Origin of the sequence: Streptomyces panacea (assembly GCF_040560175.1) — a bacterium.
Lineage (GTDB): Bacteria > Actinomycetota > Actinomycetes > Streptomycetales > Streptomycetaceae > Streptomyces > Streptomyces panacea.
Genome location: NZ_JARJHW010000175.1, coordinates 1 through 15,928, shown reverse-complemented (window position 1 = coordinate 15,928; position 15,928 = coordinate 1). Strand labels below are relative to the sequence as shown.

13 protein-coding genes are annotated in these 15,928 nt (G+C 71.6%); 4 read left to right on the top strand and 9 right to left on the bottom strand.

Going from position 1 to position 15,928, the window contains the following annotated elements; all coding sequences use genetic code 11:
* Positions 1-102: 102 nt before the first annotated feature.
* From P3L51_RS29340 to P3L51_RS29320, 5 genes are all read right to left on the bottom strand, one after another.
* Positions 103-2,229 carry a 3-hydroxyacyl-CoA dehydrogenase NAD-binding domain-containing protein gene (locus tag P3L51_RS29340; protein WP_354608346.1) on the bottom strand — a complete coding sequence of 709 codons (2,127 nt, stop codon included), beginning with the start codon at positions 2,227-2,229 and terminating at the stop codon, positions 103-105.
* Positions 2,226-3,446, bottom strand: coding sequence for a thiolase family protein (locus P3L51_RS29335; RefSeq protein WP_354608345.1), 1,221 nt, complete (start codon positions 3,444-3,446; stop codon positions 2,226-2,228). The genes P3L51_RS29340 and P3L51_RS29335 overlap by 4 nt, the downstream gene beginning before the upstream one ends.
* A 604-nt stretch (positions 3,447-4,050) precedes the next feature.
* Positions 4,051-5,334 (bottom strand): HRDC domain-containing protein, encoded by a 1,284-nt coding sequence (locus P3L51_RS29330; protein ID WP_354608344.1) that lies wholly within the window; start codon positions 5,332-5,334, stop codon positions 4,051-4,053.
* An 87-nt stretch (positions 5,335-5,421) separates the two neighbouring features.
* The gene (locus tag P3L51_RS29325) at positions 5,422-6,081 is read right to left on the bottom strand and encodes a helix-turn-helix transcriptional regulator (RefSeq protein ID WP_023537917.1); all 660 of its coding nucleotides are present in this window, start codon (positions 6,079-6,081) and stop codon (positions 5,422-5,424) included.
* A gap of 220 nt (positions 6,082-6,301) precedes the next feature.
* Positions 6,302-6,976: a DUF3000 domain-containing protein gene (locus P3L51_RS29320; RefSeq protein ID WP_354608343.1), complete on the bottom strand. Its 675-nt coding sequence runs from the start codon at positions 6,974-6,976 to the stop codon at positions 6,302-6,304.
* 91 nt (positions 6,977-7,067) lie between these two features.
* Between P3L51_RS29320 and hemE the strand changes: the two genes are divergently transcribed.
* Positions 7,068-8,156 carry a uroporphyrinogen decarboxylase gene (gene hemE / locus P3L51_RS29315; RefSeq protein WP_354608342.1) on the top strand — a complete coding sequence of 363 codons (1,089 nt, stop codon included), beginning with the start codon at positions 7,068-7,070 and terminating at the stop codon, positions 8,154-8,156.
* Between the two features lie 27 nt (positions 8,157-8,183).
* On the opposite strand, the gene P3L51_RS29310 is transcribed toward hemE, so the two are convergent.
* Together P3L51_RS29310 and P3L51_RS29305 are read right to left on the bottom strand one after the other, a co-directional pair.
* The gene (locus P3L51_RS29310; RefSeq protein WP_354608341.1) at positions 8,184-9,563 is read right to left on the bottom strand and encodes an FAD-dependent oxidoreductase; all 1,380 of its coding nucleotides are present in this window, start codon (positions 9,561-9,563) and stop codon (positions 8,184-8,186) included.
* A 69-nt stretch (positions 9,564-9,632) separates the two neighbouring features.
* Positions 9,633-10,598 (bottom strand): DUF4349 domain-containing protein, encoded by a 966-nt coding sequence (locus P3L51_RS29305; RefSeq protein ID WP_354608340.1) that lies wholly within the window; start codon positions 10,596-10,598, stop codon positions 9,633-9,635.
* 161 nt (positions 10,599-10,759) lie between these two features.
* On the opposite strand from P3L51_RS29305, the gene hemG reads away from it, so the two are divergent.
* Both hemG and hemQ read left to right on the top strand, forming a co-directional pair.
* The gene (gene hemG, locus P3L51_RS29300) at positions 10,760-12,232 is read left to right on the top strand and encodes a protoporphyrinogen oxidase (RefSeq protein WP_354608339.1); all 1,473 of its coding nucleotides are present in this window, start codon (positions 10,760-10,762) and stop codon (positions 12,230-12,232) included.
* Positions 12,233-12,236: 4 nt separating this feature from the next.
* The gene (gene hemQ, locus P3L51_RS29295; protein ID WP_354608338.1) at positions 12,237-12,953 is read left to right on the top strand and encodes a hydrogen peroxide-dependent heme synthase; all 717 of its coding nucleotides are present in this window, start codon (positions 12,237-12,239) and stop codon (positions 12,951-12,953) included.
* A 106-nt stretch (positions 12,954-13,059) separates the two neighbouring features.
* Here the strand turns inward: hemQ and P3L51_RS29290 are convergent, their stop codons facing one another.
* On the bottom strand, positions 13,060-13,305 hold the full coding sequence (locus tag P3L51_RS29290) for a hypothetical protein (protein ID WP_354608337.1): 246 nt from the start codon (positions 13,303-13,305) through the stop codon (positions 13,060-13,062).
* Between P3L51_RS29290 and P3L51_RS29285 the strand changes: the two genes are divergently transcribed.
* Positions 13,304-13,834 (top strand): mycothiol transferase, encoded by a 531-nt coding sequence (locus tag P3L51_RS29285; protein WP_354608336.1) that lies wholly within the window; start codon positions 13,304-13,306, stop codon positions 13,832-13,834. The genes P3L51_RS29290 and P3L51_RS29285 overlap by 2 nt on opposite strands.
* Before the next feature lie 180 nt (positions 13,835-14,014).
* On the opposite strand, the gene P3L51_RS29280 is transcribed toward P3L51_RS29285, so the two are convergent.
* The gene (locus P3L51_RS29280; RefSeq protein ID WP_354608335.1) at positions 14,015-15,676 is read right to left on the bottom strand and encodes an alpha/beta hydrolase; all 1,662 of its coding nucleotides are present in this window, start codon (positions 15,674-15,676) and stop codon (positions 14,015-14,017) included.
* Positions 15,677-15,928 lie beyond the last annotated feature (252 nt).

The window sequence follows — 15,928 nt, the reverse complement described above, 5'->3', positions numbered from 1 at the left end:
CAGCCCACCGCGCCGGAGGCGAACCCGCACCCCACCCAGCACGCAGCAGGCGGGACCGTGCGGAAAGAGATCCGCCCGGCCCCGCCCCACTCGCTTCGTTCGTTACGCCGGCACGCTCGCCACACCCGGCTCCAGGAACTTCTTCCCGTTCACCCGCTCCGAGACGCCCTCCCGGTCCAGGTACGGTGTGATGCCGCCGAGGTGGAACGGCCAGCCCGCGCCCGTGATCAGGCAGAGGTCGATGTCCTGGGCCTCGGCGACGACACCCTCGTCCAGCATCAGACCGATCTCCCGCGCCACGGCGTCCAGCACGCGCGCCCGGGTCTGCTCCTCCGTCAGCACCGTGTCGCCCTGCTTGAGCAGCGCCACGACCTCCGGGTCCAGCTCCGGCTTGCCGGAGTCGTACACGTAGAAGCCCCGCTTGCCCGCCTTCACGACGGCGGCAAGGTTCCGCGAGACCGTGAAGCGGTCCGGGAAGGCCCGGTTGAGGGTCTCGGAGACATGCAGACCGATCGCGGGACCGACCAGCTCCAGCAGGACCAGCGGCGACATCGGCAGACCCAGCGGTTCGACCGCCTTCTCGGCGACGGCGACCGGAGTGCCCTCGTCGATGACGTTCTGGATCTCGCCCATGAAGCGGGTGAGGATGCGGTTGACGACGAACGCCGGGGCGTCCTTCACCAGCACCGCGCTCTTCCTGAGCTTCTTCGCGACACCGAACGCCGTCGCGAGCGATGCGTCGTCCGTCTGCTCGCCGCGCACGATCTCCAACAGGGGCAGGATCGCCACCGGGTTGAAGAAGTGGAAGCCGACGACCCGCTCCGGGTTCTTCAGCTTCGACGCCATCTCGGACACCGACAGCGACGAGGTGTTGGTGGCGAGGATCGCGTGCGCCGGGGCGACCGCCTCGACCTCCGCGAACACCTGCTGCTTGACGCCCATCTCCTCGAAGACGGCCTCGATGACGAAGTCGGCGTCGGCGAAACCGTCGGCCTTGTCCAGAACTCCGGTGACCAGGCCCTTGTAGCGGTTGGCCTTGTCCTGGTTGATCCGGCCCTTGCCGAGCAGTTTGTCGATCTCGGCGTGGACGTAGCCCACACCCTTGTCGATCCGCTCCTGGTTGATGTCCGTCAGTACGACGGGCACTTCGAGCCTGCGCAGGAACAGCAGCGCCAACTGCGAGGCCATCAGGCCGGCTCCGACGACGCCGACCTTGGTGACGGGACGCGCGAGCGCCTTGTCGGGCGCGCCCGCCGGGCGCTTGGCGCGCCGCTGCACGAGGTTGAACGCGTAGATCCCGGACCGCAGTTCACCGCCCATGATCAGGTCGGCGAGCGCGGTGTCCTCGGCGTCGTAACCCGCCTGGAGGTCACCGTCCTTGGCGGCGGCGATGATGTCCAGCGCCCGGTAGGCGGCCGGGGCCGCGCCGTGCACCTTGGAGTCCGCGACGAACCTGCCGCGCGCGACGGCCTCGTCCCACGCCTCGCCCCGGTCGATCTCCGGACGCTTCACCTCCAGCTCGCCGCCCAGGACCGACGCGGTCCACAGCAGCGACTGCTCCAGGAAGTCCGCGCCCTCGAACAGGGCGTCGGCGATGCCCAGTTCATAGACCTGCGCGCCCTTGAGCTGCTTGTTCTGGTTGAGCGAGTTCTCGATGATCACCGTGACCGCGCGGTCGGCGCCGATCAGGTTCGGCAGCAGCGTGCAGCCGCCCCAGCCGGGGACGAGACCGAGGAAGACCTCGGGCAGCGAGAAGGCGGGCAGCGCGGCGGAGACGGTGCGGTACGAGCAGTGCAGCCCGACCTCGACGCCACCGCCCATCGCGGCGCCGTTGTAATACGCGAACGTCGGTACGGCGATGCCCGCGAGCCGCTTGAAGACGTCGTGGCCGCCCTTGCCGATGGCCAGCGCGTCGTCGTGCCGCTTCAGCAGCTCTACGCCCTTGAGGTCGGCGCCGACGGCGAAGATGAACGGCTTGCCGGTGACACCGACACCGACGATCTTTCCCTCGGCGGCCTCGGTCTCGACCTGGTCGATCGCCGCGTCGAGATTGGCCAGCGACTGCGGTCCGAACGTCGTCGGCTTGGTGTGGTCCAGGCCGTTGTCAAGCGTGATGAGCGCGAACGTGCCCACGCCGCCGGGGAGTTCGAGGTGGCGTACGTGCGCCTGGGTGACGACCTCGTCCGGGAACAGCTCGGCCGCGCCCTTCAGGAGTTCAGCGGTGCTCACTTGTTTCCTCCGTCGAAGTGCGGGTTCTCCCAGACGACCGTCGCGCCCATGCCGAAGCCGACGCACATGGTGGTGATGCCGTAGCGGACCTGCGGCTGCTCCTCGAACTGCCGGGCCAGCTGGGTCATCAGCCGTACGCCGGAGGACGCGAGCGGGTGGCCGTAGGCGATGGCGCCGCCGTACTGGTTGACGCGCGGGTCGTCGTCGGCGATGCCGTAGTGGTCGAGGAAGGCCAACACCTGTACGGCGAAGGCCTCGTTGATCTCGAAGAGGCCGATGTCGCCGATCGACAGACCGGCCTTGGCGAGGGCCTTCTCGGTCGCGGGGATCGGGCCGAAGCCCATGACCTCGGGCTCGACACCCACGTACGCGTAGCTCACGAGGCGCATCCTGACCGGCAGCCCGGCCTCACGTGCGAACTCCTCGGAGGCGATCAGCGAGGCGGTGGCGCCGTCGTTCAGACCGGCCGCGTTGCCGGCCGTGACGCGGCCGTGCGGGCGGAAGGGGGTCTTGAGACCGGCCAGGGACTCCAGCGTGGTGCCGGGGCGCATCGGCTCGTCCTCGGTCGCCAGGCCCCAGCCCGTCTCGCCGCCCTCGGGGTTGGTGCGGCGCACCGAGATCGGCACGAGATCCTGCTGGATCCTGCCGTTCGCGTAGGCCTTGGCGGCCTTCTCCTGCGAGCGCACGGCGTACTCGTCGGCGCGCTGCTTGGTGATGTGCGGGAAGCGGTCGTGCAGGTTCTCCGCGGTCATGCCCATGAAGAGGGCCGACTCGTCGACGAGCTTCTCCGAGACGAACCGCGGGTTCGGGTCGACGCCCTCGCCCATCGGGTGGCGGCCCATGTGCTCGACACCGCCGGCGACGACGATGTCGTACGCGCCGAACGCGATGGAACCGGCGGTGGTCGTCACGGCGGTCATCGCGCCCGCGCACATGCGGTCGATCGAGTAGCCGGGGACGGACTGCGGCAGCCCGGCGAGGATGCCGGCGGTACGGCCGATGGTCAGGCCCTGGTCACCGATCTGCGTGGTCGCGGCGATGGCGACCTCGTCGATCTTCGCGGGGTCGAGGTCCGGATTACGCCGCAGCAGCTCCCGGATCGCCTTCACGACGAGGTCGTCGGCCCGGGTCTCGTGGTAGATGCCCTTCGGGCCCGCCTTGCCGAACGGGGTGCGGACGCCGTCGACGAAGACGACATCCCTGACGGTACGAGGCACGATGGCTCTCCTCCAGGGTGCGGGGATGGCACTGCTGCGGGCACGCTCTGTCGGATCCTATGCTACTTGCGGGTAACCGCACTGCCCAGGGCGACGGGGTGTTCCGCGGGTCACCCTCCGGGGCTGCTGTTTGACCGGGTTGCTGTTTCGTTGGCGGGGGCGGGGTGCGGGTCCTTCGGAGGGGTATGTCCGGACGGCGTGACTTACGGCGCGTGCAACGCTCGTTGGACCCGCTGATCCGGGCTGTTCACGCGCCACAAGTCAGCCTGAGTGTCCGGACACACCCCTCCTGCGGCCCCGCCCCCCTCTCGCCGTCACGTGGCGCTGTTCGAGCCCCGCTCCCGCTCGCGGGTTGGAAGGGGGACGCGCAGGGGTCGTGGTCGGACACTCAGGCTGACTTGTGCCGCGTGGACGAGGAGGCTCCCTCGGGTCCAACGAGCGTTGCACGCGGCGTAAGTCACGCCGTCCGGCCATGACCCCGGAGCGGCACCCGGACACCACCGCAACCACCCAGCCCGTCCGGCGCTTGAGGACAAAACCGACCACCGGGCGGCACCGGCACCAGCGCACCAGCACCAGCACCGGCCACCGGCATCGCCCCCGGTCAGCCCGTCTCCGCCGTCGCCCCCAGCGCCCGCGCCAGCAGCGGCGCCACCTGTTCCACCTGCCACCGCCGCGCGCCATGCGCGGCCAACGCCTCCGAGACGCCTTCCACGCTCCGCTCCGCCGGCGGCTCCCAGCAGACCCGCCGCACGGTGTCCGGCGTGATCAGGTTCTCCTGCGGCATGTTCAGGCGCTCCGCGAGCGCCGTCACCGAGGCGCGGGCGGCCGAGAGGCGGGCCGCCGCCTCCGGGTCCTTGTCCGCCCACGAGCGCGGCGGCGGCGGGCCGTTCAGCGGCTGGCCCGGCTGCGGCAGCTCCGTGTCGGGCAGCGTCTTCGCCCGGTCGATCGCCGTCTGCCACTGTTCGAGCGCGCGCCGCCCCATCCGGTGCCCGAAGCCGGGCAGTGCGGTGAGGGCCTGCACGTTCAGCGGCAGCGCCAGCGCGGCCTCGATGATCGCGCCGTCGCTGAGGACCTTGCCGGGGGAGACGTCGCGCCGCTGCGCGGCCTGGTCGCGGGTGTTCCACAGCTCCCGTACGACGGCCATCTGCCGGCGGCGCCGGACCTTGTGCATGCCGGACGTACGGCGCCACGGGTCCTTGCGCGGCGGCGGCGGCGGCGCGGAGGCGATCGCGTCGAACTCCTGCCAGGCCCAGTCCAGCTTGTTCTGCCGGTCCAGCTCCTTTTCCAGCGCGTTCCGCAGATCGACCAGCAGCTCGACGTCCAGCGCTGCGTACCGCAGCCACGGCTCGGGGAGCGGCCTGGTGGACCAGTCGACGGCGGAGTGGCCCTTCTCCAGGGCGAACCCGAGGACGTTCTCGACCATGGCGCCGAGGCCGACGCGCGGGAAGCCCGCGAGCCGTCCCGCCAGCTCGGTGTCGAACAGCCGCGTGGGGCGCATGCCTATTTCCCTGAGACACGGAAGGTCCTGGGTGGCGGCGTGCAGGATCCACTCCGTGTCGGCGAGGACGTCGCCGAGGGCCGAGAGGTCGGGGCAGCCGACGGGATCGATGAGCGCGGTGCCCGCGCCTTCACGGCGCAGCTGTACGAGATAGGCGCTCTGCCCGTACCGGTAGCCGGACGCGCGCTCGGCGTCGACGGCCAGCGGGCCGGTGCCCGCGGCGAAGGAAGCGATCACCTCGGCGAGCGCTTCTTCGGTGGCGACCACCGGCGGAATGCCTTCGCGAGGCTCCAACAAGGGGATCGGCGCCGTTTCGACGTCGTCCGGGGGAGCGCCCCCGGTGGTTCGCAGTGGTGGGTCTGCTGCGGTCTCTTGGGCGTCGGTCACGTGTCAAGGGTATCTGTGAACGGACGCCGCCCGCCGACGGAACGTTCCGTCGGCGGGCGATGCGGCCGGTGGGGAGGGTGAAACCGGTCAGTGAATGATTCCGGTACGGAGGGCCACGGCGACCATTCCGGCCCGGTCGCCCGTGCCGAGCTTGCGCGCGATGCGGGCGAGGTGGCTCTTGACGGTCAGGGCGGAGAGCCCCATGGAGACGCCGATCGCCTTGTTCGACTGGCCTTCGGCGACCAGTCTGAGCACCTCGACCTCACGGCCGGAGAGCTCGCGGTAGCCACCCGGGTGGCTCGGGGAACCCGGGGGGCGGCGGTGCATGCGGGGTCCCGCGCCGATGGGTGCGGCGCCGGGGCGGCCGGGGTGGCCGATGTTCGTACGGGTACCGGTCACGACGTAGCCCTTGACGCCGCCCGCGAGGGCGTTGCGCACCGCGCCGATGTCGTCGGCGGCGGAGAGGGCGAGGCCGTTGGGCCAGCCCGCTGCCCGGGTCTCGGACAGCAGGGTGAGCCCGGAACCGTCGGGCAGGTGGACGTCGGCCACGCAGATGTCGCGTGGATTGCCGACGCGGGGACGCGCCTCCGCGATGGACGAAGCCTCGATGACGTCACGTACTCCAAGGGCCCACAGGTGGCGGGTGACGGTGGAGCGGACGCGAGGGTCGGCCACGACGACCATGGCCGTCGGCTTGTTCGGGCGGTAGGCGACCAGGCTTGCGGGCTGCTCGAGGAGAACGGACACCAGGCCTCCTGGGAAGGTGCGGGACGGGCCGGCTCGGGGATGAAGCCGGGGGCGAACCGTGCTTGAAGGGTCATTGACCTCTTCGGCAGCAACCGTCCCCGCCTTTAGAGAATGATCACGAATTGATGAGTAACAATTCGGGCAATTCGGATGCGCGATCGATCATCCTACGAGTGGGCCCCTCCCCGGTGAGCCGATCCCGGCGCGTGGCGGGTCCGTCCTACCGGGCCTGTGGCCCCCGGCGCTGGGGGAGCGAGACCACACCCGCCCCCGGCTCCGTCGGGCCCGTCGGAGCCGCCGGTGGCAGACCCGCGAGCTGGCACAGCAGATCGCACCAGGCCGCCAAGTGCGTTGCCGTGTCCGGGACTCCGCCCATGCCCTCGCGCGGTGTCCAGGACGCCCGGATCTCGATCTGTGTCGCCGGGCGGCGCTCCGAGAGCCCGCCGAAGTAGTGCGACCCCGCGCGCGTGACCGTGCCGCTCGGTTCTCCGTAGGAGAGTCCGCGCGCCTCCAGCGCCCCGGTCAGCCACGACCAGCAGACCTCCGGGAGCAGCGGGTCCGCCGCCATCTCCGGCTCCAGCTCCGCCCGTACGAGCGTCACCAGCCGGAATGTGCCCTGCCAGGCGTCGTGTCCGTCCGGATCGTGGAGCAGAACGAGTCTGCCGTCGGCCAGGTCGTCGTCCCCTTGGACGACCGCCGCCTCCAGCGCGTACGCGTGCGGTGCGAGCCGCTGGGGCGGCTTGGTCGGGTCGATCTCCATCTCGGGGCGCAGCCGCGCCGTCCGCAAAGCTTCGACGGCCAGCCGGAACGCGGACGGGACGGAGTCCTCCTCCGTACCCCCCGTACCGCCGACGCCGTTGGAATGATCAGAAAATTGTCCCTGAGCCGCAGCCATGCGGGGAAGAGTAGGCGGAACGAACGTCCCGTGCGGTGAAGGACACCCGGCCCGGCCCGGCCGCTTCTGCGTACATGCGAAGATTCTGGGCGTGAGCGCCAACGACCGCCCCTCGGGCCAGCCGACCAAGACCGCGCCGACAGCGGCGACACTCGCCACCCGCGATTCCGCCTTCATGAAGGCGTGCAGGCGGGAGCCCGTACCACACACGCCGGTGTGGTTCATGCGGCAGGCGGGGCGGTCGCTGCCCGAGTACCGCAAGCTGCGCGAGGGCACGGCGATGCTGGAGTCGTGCATGCGGCCGGATCTGGTCACCGAGATCACGCTCCAGCCGGTACGCCGGCACGAGGTCGACGCCGCGATCTACTTCAGCGACATCGTCGTCCCGCTCAAGGCCATCGGCGTGGACCTCGACATCAAGCCGGGCGTCGGCCCCGTCGTCGCGCACCCCATCCGCACGCGCGCCGACCTCGCCCAGCTGCGGGACCTTACGCCGGACGACGTCCACTACGTCACCGAGGCCATGGGCATGCTCACCGCGGAGCTGGGGTCCACCCCGCTCATCGGCTTCGCGGGCGCCCCCTTCACCCTCGCGAGCTACCTCGTGGAGGGCGGGCCCTCCCGTAACCACGAGAACACCAAGGCCATGATGTACGGCGCCCCGGAGCTGTGGGCCGAACTGCTCGACCGGCTCGCGGAGATCACCGGCGCGTTCCTCAAGGTGCAGATCGAGGCGGGCGCCAGCGCCGTACAGCTCTTCGACTCCTGGGTGGGCGCGCTCGCCCCCGCCGACTACCGGCGCTCCGCGATGCCCGCGTCCGTCAAGGTCTTCGACATGATCGCCGGATACGGCGTGCCGCGCATCCACTTCGGAGTCGGTACGGGCGAACTGCTCGGGCTCATGGGCGAGGCCGGCGCGGACGTCGTCGGCGTCGACTGGCGCGTACCGCTGGACGAGGCGGCCCGCCGCGTGGGCCCCGGCAAGGCGCTCCAGGGCAACCTCGACCCGGCGGTCCTCTTCGCCCCCACGCGGGCCGTGGAGGCGAAGGCCGACGAAGTCCTCGACGCGGCCAAGGGGTTGGAGGGGCACATCTTCAATCTGGGCCACGGGGTGCTGCCGAACATGGACCCGGACTCGCTGACGCGCCTCGTGGAGTACGTCCACACACGCACGACCTAGTCCATGTCCGGGCGGTCTCGCCCACCACTACCAGCCCGCCTCGCGGACCGCCGCCGTCGCCTTGCGGGCCGCGACCAGGACCGGGTCCCAGACCGGGGAGAACGGCGGCGCGTAGCCCAGGTCCAGCGCCGTCATCTGTTCCACCGTCATCCGCGCGGTGAGGGCCACCGCCGCGATGTCCACCCGCTTCGCGGCGCCCTCGCCCCCGACGATCTGCACGCCGAGCAGCCGGCCCGTACGGCGCTCGGCGAGCATCTTCACCGTCATCAGCCGCGCGCCCGGCAGATACCCGGCGGTGCCGGTGGACTCGATGGTCGCCGAGACGTACTGGAGCCCCGCCGCGCGGGCGTCCTTCTCGCGCAGCCCCGTCCGGGCGATCTCCCGGTCGCACACCTTGCTGACGGCCGTGCCGACGACGCCCGGGAAGGTGCCGTAGTCGCCGCCCACGTTGGCGCCGATGATCTGGCCGTGCTTGTTGGCGTGCGTGCCCAGCGCGATGTGGCGGGTGGTGCCCGTGATCAGGTCGAGCACCTCCACACAGTCGCCGCCCGCCCAGACGCGGTCCTGGCCGCGTACCCGCATCGACAGGTCGGTCAGCAGCCCGCCGTGCGGGCCGAGCGGCAGACCGGCGGCCTCGGCGAGCGCCGTCTCCGGGCGGACACCGATGCCCAGCACCACGACGTCCGCCGGGTACTCCGCGTCGTCGGTGGCGACCGCCCTGACCCGGCCGTCGTCACCGGTCAGGATCTTGGAGACGGCGGCGCCGCCGACCGTGGTGATGCCGAGGCCGTCCATCGCCTCGTGGACCAGCCGGCCCATGTCCGGGTCCAGCGTGGCCATCGGCTGCTCGTCGCGGTGCAGGACGGTGACCTCGTACCCGCGCTTGAGCAGCGCCTCCGCCATCTCGACGCCGATGTAGCCCGCGCCCACGACGACCGCGCGCCCGCCGTCCGTGCGGCTCAGGGTCTCGATCAGCGCCTGGCCGTCGCCGAGGGTCTGCACACCGTGCACGCCGGGGGCGTCGATGCCCGGCAGCGGGGGCCGGATCGGGCGCGCGCCGGTGGCGATCACCAGCTTGTCGAAGTCCGTCCACGACTCGGTCCCGGCATCCAGCTCCCGGGCCCGGACCCGTCGGCCGTCCGTGTCGATCTCCAGCACCTCGGTACGCATCCGCAGGTCGATCCCGCGCTCCCGGTGCTCCTGCGGCGTACGGGCGACGAGGTCGTCCCGCCGCTCCACGTCGCCGCCGACCCAGTACGGAATGCCGCACGCCGAGTACGAGGCGAAGCCGCCGCGCTCGAAGGCGACGATCTCCAGCTCCTCGGGCCCCTTGAACCTGCGGGCCTGCGACGCGGCGGACATTCCCGCCGCGTCGCCGCCGATGACCACCAAGCGCTCCGCTGCCATTGCGCGTCCCTTCGCGTGTGTGCCGGGCACCGTGTACCCGGCACACAGACGCTACGCGGAGGCGGCGGGTCAGTCCCGCTCGCCCGGGTCGGGCGACGGGTCCGCGTCGGGCGCCGGAGCCGGCGCCGCGGCGGGGGCGGGAGCCGGGGTCCGCGTACGCCGCGGGCGCGCCCGGGCGCCGAACAGCAGCCACAGCCCGAACAGCACCGCCAGCGCCACGACGAACGGCAGGATCGCCGCCACGACCACCACCGTCCACCGCAGCACCGTCACGAAGGCGTCCCAGCCGCCGCCGAGCGCGTCCAGGAAGCCCGGGTCGTCGTCCCCGGAGTCCTTGTCCTCCTTCGTCCGCTCGCTCAGGTCGAGCGTGATGGTCGCCATCGTCGTCCGGTCGGCGAGTGCGGCCTGCTTGGCCAGCAGGGACTCCAACTCGGCCTGACGTGTGTTCAGTTGAGACTCCAGGGCCACCACGTCGGTGATGTCCTTCGCCTGGTCCATCAACTTCCGCACGCGGTCGACGCTCGCGCGCTGCGTCGCGATGCGGCTGTTCACGTCGACCACCTGCTCGGTGACGTCCTTCGCGTTCGCCGTACGCGACAACAGCTTCCCGGTGCCCGCCAGTTCGGCGAGGACGGAGTCGTACTCCGCCTCCGGGACCCGCAGGACGACGTTCGAGGTCACGTGCGTGTCGTCGATGCGCTCGGTGGTCTCGTCCTCGACCACGCCGCCCGCGTCCAGCGCGACCGCCCGGGCCTTGGCGAGGGCCTTCGTCGCGCTCCCCACCTCCACCGAGAGGGTGGCGGTGCGGATCACATGGGTCGTCGCGGAAGCCTCGTCGACGGCCTTGCCGCCGTCCGCCCGCTGCCCGCCCTCGGCCTGGTCGGCCGCCGCCCCCGCCCCCTGCTCGTCCGTCGGCGCTTTGGCCGCGCTCTCGCCCTTCGAGTCTCCGGCGCTGCCCGAATCCGAGCCGCTGCACCCGGCCAGGGCGAGTGAAACGGTGAGAAGCGCTGCCGCGAATGCGGGAAGTGCACGCATATCGGTCCCCCCAAGGATGCCGTGCGTAAATGTCGCCGGTTCGACGGACCGGTGCGGGAGCGGGTTGCGCTTTTCCGGTCGCGAAGCGGTCACGGTCGGGACTCGGTACGGGCCGAGGCGCGCCCGAGGTGGTCCGGAGGCGGTCTGAGAGAGTGGAGGCCATGGTGAGCAGTCCGAATCCCACGCCTCCTGGTGGTCCCGCGCGCACGCCTCCTTCCGGTCCCGCGCCCCATGTCGTCGTCGTCGGGGGCGGCATCGCCGGTCTCGCCGCGGCCGACCGGCTGCTGTCCGCCGGGGCCCGCGTGACCCTCCTGGAGGCGACCGACCGCCTCGGCGGCAAACTCCGCAGCGGTGAGATCGAGGGCGCCCCCGTCGACCTCGGTGCCGAGTCCATGCTCGCGCGCCGCCCCGAGGCCGTCGACCTCGCACGCTCCGTGGGGCTCGCTGAGCGCCTACAGCCGCCCGCCACGACCTCCGCGTCCGTCTGGTCGCGCGGGGAGCTGCGTGCCATGCCCAAGGGTCATGTGATGGGTGTTCCGGGCGACGCCTCGGCCCTCGCCGGTCTGCTCTCCGTGGAAGGCGTCGCCAGGATCGGCCGCGAGCGGGACCTCGGCCCGGCGGCGGTCGGCGACGACGTGTCCATCGGCGCGTACGTCGCGGAGCGACTGGGGCACGAGGTCGTGGACCGGCTGGTGGAGCCCCTGCTCGGCGGCGTCTACGCGGGCGACGCCTACCGCATCTCGATGCGCGCCGCCGTCCCGCAGCTCTACGAGGCGCTCCGCACGCACGACTCGCTGCTCGACGCCGTCCGCGCCGTCCAGGCCAGGACCGCCGAAAACCCCCGCACCGACGCCGTGTTCACCGGCATCGACGGCGGAGTCGGCACGCTGCCGGGTGCCGTCGCCGACGCCGTACGGGCGCGCGGAGGCGACATCCGTACGCGGACGCCCGTCCTCGCCCTCACCCGCACCGCCGACGGCTGGGCCGTCAGGACCGGCCAGGAGATCGTCGCCGCAGACGGGGTGATCATGGCCAACCCCGCCTGGTCCGCGTCCGCCCTCCTCGCGCACGAGTCACCCGCCGCCTCCGCCGAACTCGCCGAGATCGAGTACGCCTCCATGGCCCTCGTGACGATGGCCTTCCACCGCCCCGCCCTCACCGGCCTGCCCGACGGCAGCGGTTTCCTCGTCCCGCCCGTCGACGGCCGCACCATCAAGGCCGCCACCTTCTCCACCCGTAAGTGGAACTGGGTCGCCGAGTCGGCGCCCGGCCTCTTCGTCCTGCGTACGTCCATCGGCCGGTACGGCGAGGAGGACCAGCTCCAGCGCGAGGACGCCGAACTCGTCGGGGTGTCCCTGCGCGACCTCGGCGCCGCGACCGGACTCGCCGCGCGGCCCGTCGCCACCGAGGTGACGCGGTGGATCGGCGGCCTGCCCCAGTACCCGGTCGGCCACCCCGCCCGCGTCGTCCGTATCCGCGAGGCCGTCGCGAAACTCCCCGGACTGCGCGTCTGCGGCGCCCCGTACGACGGCGTCGGCATCCCCGCGTGCGTCGCGAGCGCCCGGCGCGCCGCCGACGAGATCATGGCCACGCCGACCCTGGCGCGGGGCACGGATCGGGGCGCGGGAGAATAGCCGTATGACTTCCGCACCAGACAAGACCCCCAACGCGGGCAAGAAGGCCAAGGATCTCAACGACGTCATCCGCTACACGCTGTGGTCCGTCTTCAAGCTGCGCGATCTGCTGCCGGAGGACCGGGCCGGCTATGCCGACGAGGTCCAGGAGCTGTTCGACCAGCTCGCCGCCAAGGACATCACCGTGCGCGGCGCGTACGACGTCTCCGGGCTGCGCGCCGACGCCGACCTGATGATCTGGTGGCACGCCGGGACCGCGGACGAGCTCCAGGGGGCGTACAACCTCTTCCGCCGCACGAAGCTCGGGCGGACGCTCGAACCCGTCTGGTCGAACATGGCGCTGCACCGCCCCGCCGAGTTCAACAAGTCCCATGTGCCGGCCTTCCTGGCCGACGAGACGCCGCGCGAGTGGGTGAGCGTCTACCCCTTCGTTCGCTCGTACGACTGGTATCTGCTGCCCGACGAGGAACGGCGTACGATGCTCGCCGACCACGGAAAGATGGCCCGTGGATATCCGGACGTCCGCGCCAACACCGTGTCATCCTTCTCGCTCGGCGACTACGAGTGGATTCTCGCCTTCGAGGCCGACGAACTGGACCGGATCGTCGACCTGATGCGTCATCTGCGCGGCTCGAAGGCACGGCTGTACGTACGGGAAGAGGTGCCGTTCTACACCGGTCGCCGCAAGTCGGTAGCGGACCTGGTCGCCGAACTCGCCTGAACCACGCCTGATCCACAGGCGCGGCCCGCGATCCGCGTAGCGTGATCGCACAACTGCATGACGGCCGGATCCGCCCTCGGGCAGCCCGGCCGTCCCACCCGGAAGATCAGACGACCGGCGGCAGCCCGCGGCCGGACCTCTCGTCCAGCGACACCGGGTTCGGCTCCGTGTGCGGCGCGCTCTCAGCGCGCCGCACCGGTGTCTCCACGAGCGCCCGCGCCCCTCTCCGGGGCGAGCCCCACGCCTCCGCCGCCTCCCGCGCTCCCGGGAAGCGCGGCGCTGCCGGGAAGGCGATGCTGGAGGAGCCCGCGTCCCGGGCGACAGCGAGTCGTACAGCATCGGAGCGTGCCATGACCGCGAGCGGTGACCTGCTCATCGACGCCTTCGACCGTATCCGTGACACCGTCCGCACCGTGGTCGACGGCCTCTCCCCGCACGAGCTGGCCGTACGCGTCGACGAGGGGGCGAACTCGATCGCCTGGCTCGTCTGGCATCTCACCCGGATCCAGGACGATCACGTCGCCGACATCGCAGGGACGGACGAGGTGTGGATCGCACAGGACTGGACGGGCAGGTTCGAGCTGCCCTTCTCGCGCGACGCCACGGGGTACGGACACTCACCGAAGGACGTGGCGGCGGTCGGCGGGATCACGGGGGAGGCACTGGTGGAGTACCACGACGCCGTACACGAGCGGACCGTCGCGTACATCAGGACGCTCCGGGAAGCGGACTACGGACGTGTGGTGGACCGGACGTGGGTCCCGGCCGTGACCCTCGGTGTGCGGCTGGTCAGCGTCGTCTCCGACGATCTCCAGCATGTCGGCCAGGCCGCCTTCATCAAGGGCTGGCTCACGCGGTCCTGGGCCGTGTCTTCAAAGTAGCGCCGTCCGCCCGCAGGGCTGGGCCCGCGGCGAGGTGCCGTACCAGGCGTCGCGGGGCCAGGCGAGACTTTGAAGACACGACCCAGCGGGCCGGTGAACCGGGGGACTCAATGAGCGCCGTGGTCGACCGGACCGGTCGACCACGGCGCTCGGGCACCGTCCGAACACTCGCTCAGACGCTCAGAGTTGAGTGTTCGGGTTGAGCCTGCGCCGCAGTTCGGAGCGTGCGTCGTCCCTCTTCAGCGACACCGGGTTCGGCTCCGCGCGCGGCGCGCACTCGGCGCTGCGCACCGGGGTCTTCCCGGTCAGCAGATACGCCTCGACGTGGTCGTTGACGCACTCGTTGGGACCGCCCGCGATGCCGTGCGTGCCCGCGCCGCGCTCGGTCACCAGCACGGCGCCGGCCAGCCGTCGTTGCAGCTCCAGCGCCCCCGCGTACGGCGTCGCCGCGTCCCGCTCCGCGGCCAGGATCAGCGTCGGCGGCAGCTCACCGGGGCCGGTGCGGATGTCGGCGGGCCGCTGGCGCGGCGCGGGCCAGAAGGCGCACGGCAGATTCATCCACGCGTTGTCCCAGGTCTCGAACGGGGCGAGCGCGGCGAGTTCGGTGTTGTCGCGGTCCCACACCTTCCAATCCGTCGGCCACGGCGCGTCGTTGCACTCCACGGCCGTGTAGACGGCGTTGCCGTTCTCGTTGTCGAAGGCCGCCGCCGGCTGCGGTGTGGCCTGGTCGATCAAGGGCTTCGTGTTGCCCTTCAGGAATTCGGAGAGCGCCGTGGCGCGCATCGCCCAGTAGTCGTCGTAGTAGCCGGCCCCGAGCATCGCCGCGTGCAACTGGCCGGGCCCGACCTTGCCGCCCGCCGGGTGGTGCGCGACCGCCGCCCGGACCCGTTCGTAGCTGCGTTGGACCTCGTCGGGGGTGACGCCGAGGTGGTACGTCGCGTCGTGCTTGGCGACCCAGGCCCGGAAGTCCGCCCAGCGCTGCTCGAAGGCGAGGGACTGGTCGAGGTTGTTGCGGTACCAGATCTGGTCCGGGTCGGGGTCGACGGCCGAGTCGAAGACCATCCGGCGTACGTGGGACGGGAAGAGAGACGCGTACAGCGCGCCGAAGTACGTTCCGTAGGAGGCGCCCATGAAGGACAGCTTCTTCTCACCGAGGGCGGCCCGCACGACGTCGAGGTCACGGGCGTTGTTCAGCGACGTGTAGTGGCGCAGGGCCGGTCCCGCGGTGCGGGCGCAGCCCTGGGCGTACGCCTTGGCGCGCGAGACGCGCTCGCTCTTGTACGACTCCGAGGGGTAGGTCGGCGCCGGGGTGGGCGCCTTCGTGAAGTCCCCGGCGTCCTGGCAGGACAGCGGCGCGGAGCGGCCGACGCCGCGTGGGGCGTAGCCGACGAGGTCGTACGCCGCCGCGATCCGCTTCCACTCGGGCATGGCCGCCGCCATCGGGAACGCCATGCTGGAGGCGCCGGGGCCGCCGGGGTTGTAGACCAGCGCGCCCTGGCGCTGGACGGTCTCCACGGCCTTGCCGTCGCCGCCCGCCGCGCCGGTCTTGCCGGACGCCTTCACCCGGCTGACGGTGAGTTTGATCCGCTCACCGTCCGGCCGGGCGTAGTCGAGCGGCACCTCGACCGTGCCGCAGGCGAGGGGAGCGGGCAGCATCTCGGCCTTGGGGCACGTGCGGAACGCGATTCCGGCGGCTGCGGCGCGCTGGGCGGCGACGACCGTTCCGCGCTCCTCGGACGAGGCGCCGGCGAAGTCCGCGCCGCCCGCCGGGGCGGCGGAGAGGGTGGACAGGACCAAGGAGCCGAGGGTGGCCAGGGCCCCGTACTTCGCAACTGCTCTCATCGCTTTCCCTTCGGGCGTGCCGCGGTGGGGGAAGGCGATCATCTCCGGAGCCCCGGCCGTGTAAAGGATCTGTGAGCGGTGTCGGAACGCGTGACTCCGATGCGTCATACAGTCACTCAATAGGCCCGTACGGGGTGCGGGATGGGGTACGGCGTGCTCCGTGCGCGGGTGGGTGCGCGCGGGGACTGTCGGGCGTACGGTCGGGTGCCGGGCGGCCGGCGCCGGTCAGCCGCCGCCTCCTCCGCAGCCTCC

Excerpts from the sequence above, each read along its gene's own strand:
- P3L51_RS29310 (WP_354608341.1), bottom strand. The coding sequence starts at position 9,563 with ATGGCAGCGGAGCGCTTGGTGGTCATCGGCGGCGACGCGGCGGGAATG.
- P3L51_RS29285 (WP_354608336.1), top strand. The coding sequence starts at position 13,304 with ATGACCGCGAGCGGTGACCTGCTCATCGACGCCTTCGACCGTATCCGT.
- P3L51_RS29305 (WP_354608340.1), bottom strand. The coding sequence starts at position 10,598 with ATGCGTGCACTTCCCGCATTCGCGGCAGCGCTTCTCACCGTTTCACTC.
- hemG (WP_354608339.1), top strand. The coding sequence starts at position 10,760 with ATGGTGAGCAGTCCGAATCCCACGCCTCCTGGTGGTCCCGCGCGCACG.
- P3L51_RS29280 (WP_354608335.1), bottom strand. The coding sequence starts at position 15,676 with ATGAGAGCAGTTGCGAAGTACGGGGCCCTGGCCACCCTCGGCTCCTTG.
- P3L51_RS29320 (WP_354608343.1), bottom strand. The coding sequence starts at position 6,976 with ATGGCTGCGGCTCAGGGACAATTTTCTGATCATTCCAACGGCGTCGGC.
- P3L51_RS29290 (WP_354608337.1), bottom strand. The coding sequence starts at position 13,305 with ATGGCACGCTCCGATGCTGTACGACTCGCTGTCGCCCGGGACGCGGGC.
- hemQ (WP_354608338.1), top strand. The coding sequence starts at position 12,237 with ATGACTTCCGCACCAGACAAGACCCCCAACGCGGGCAAGAAGGCCAAG.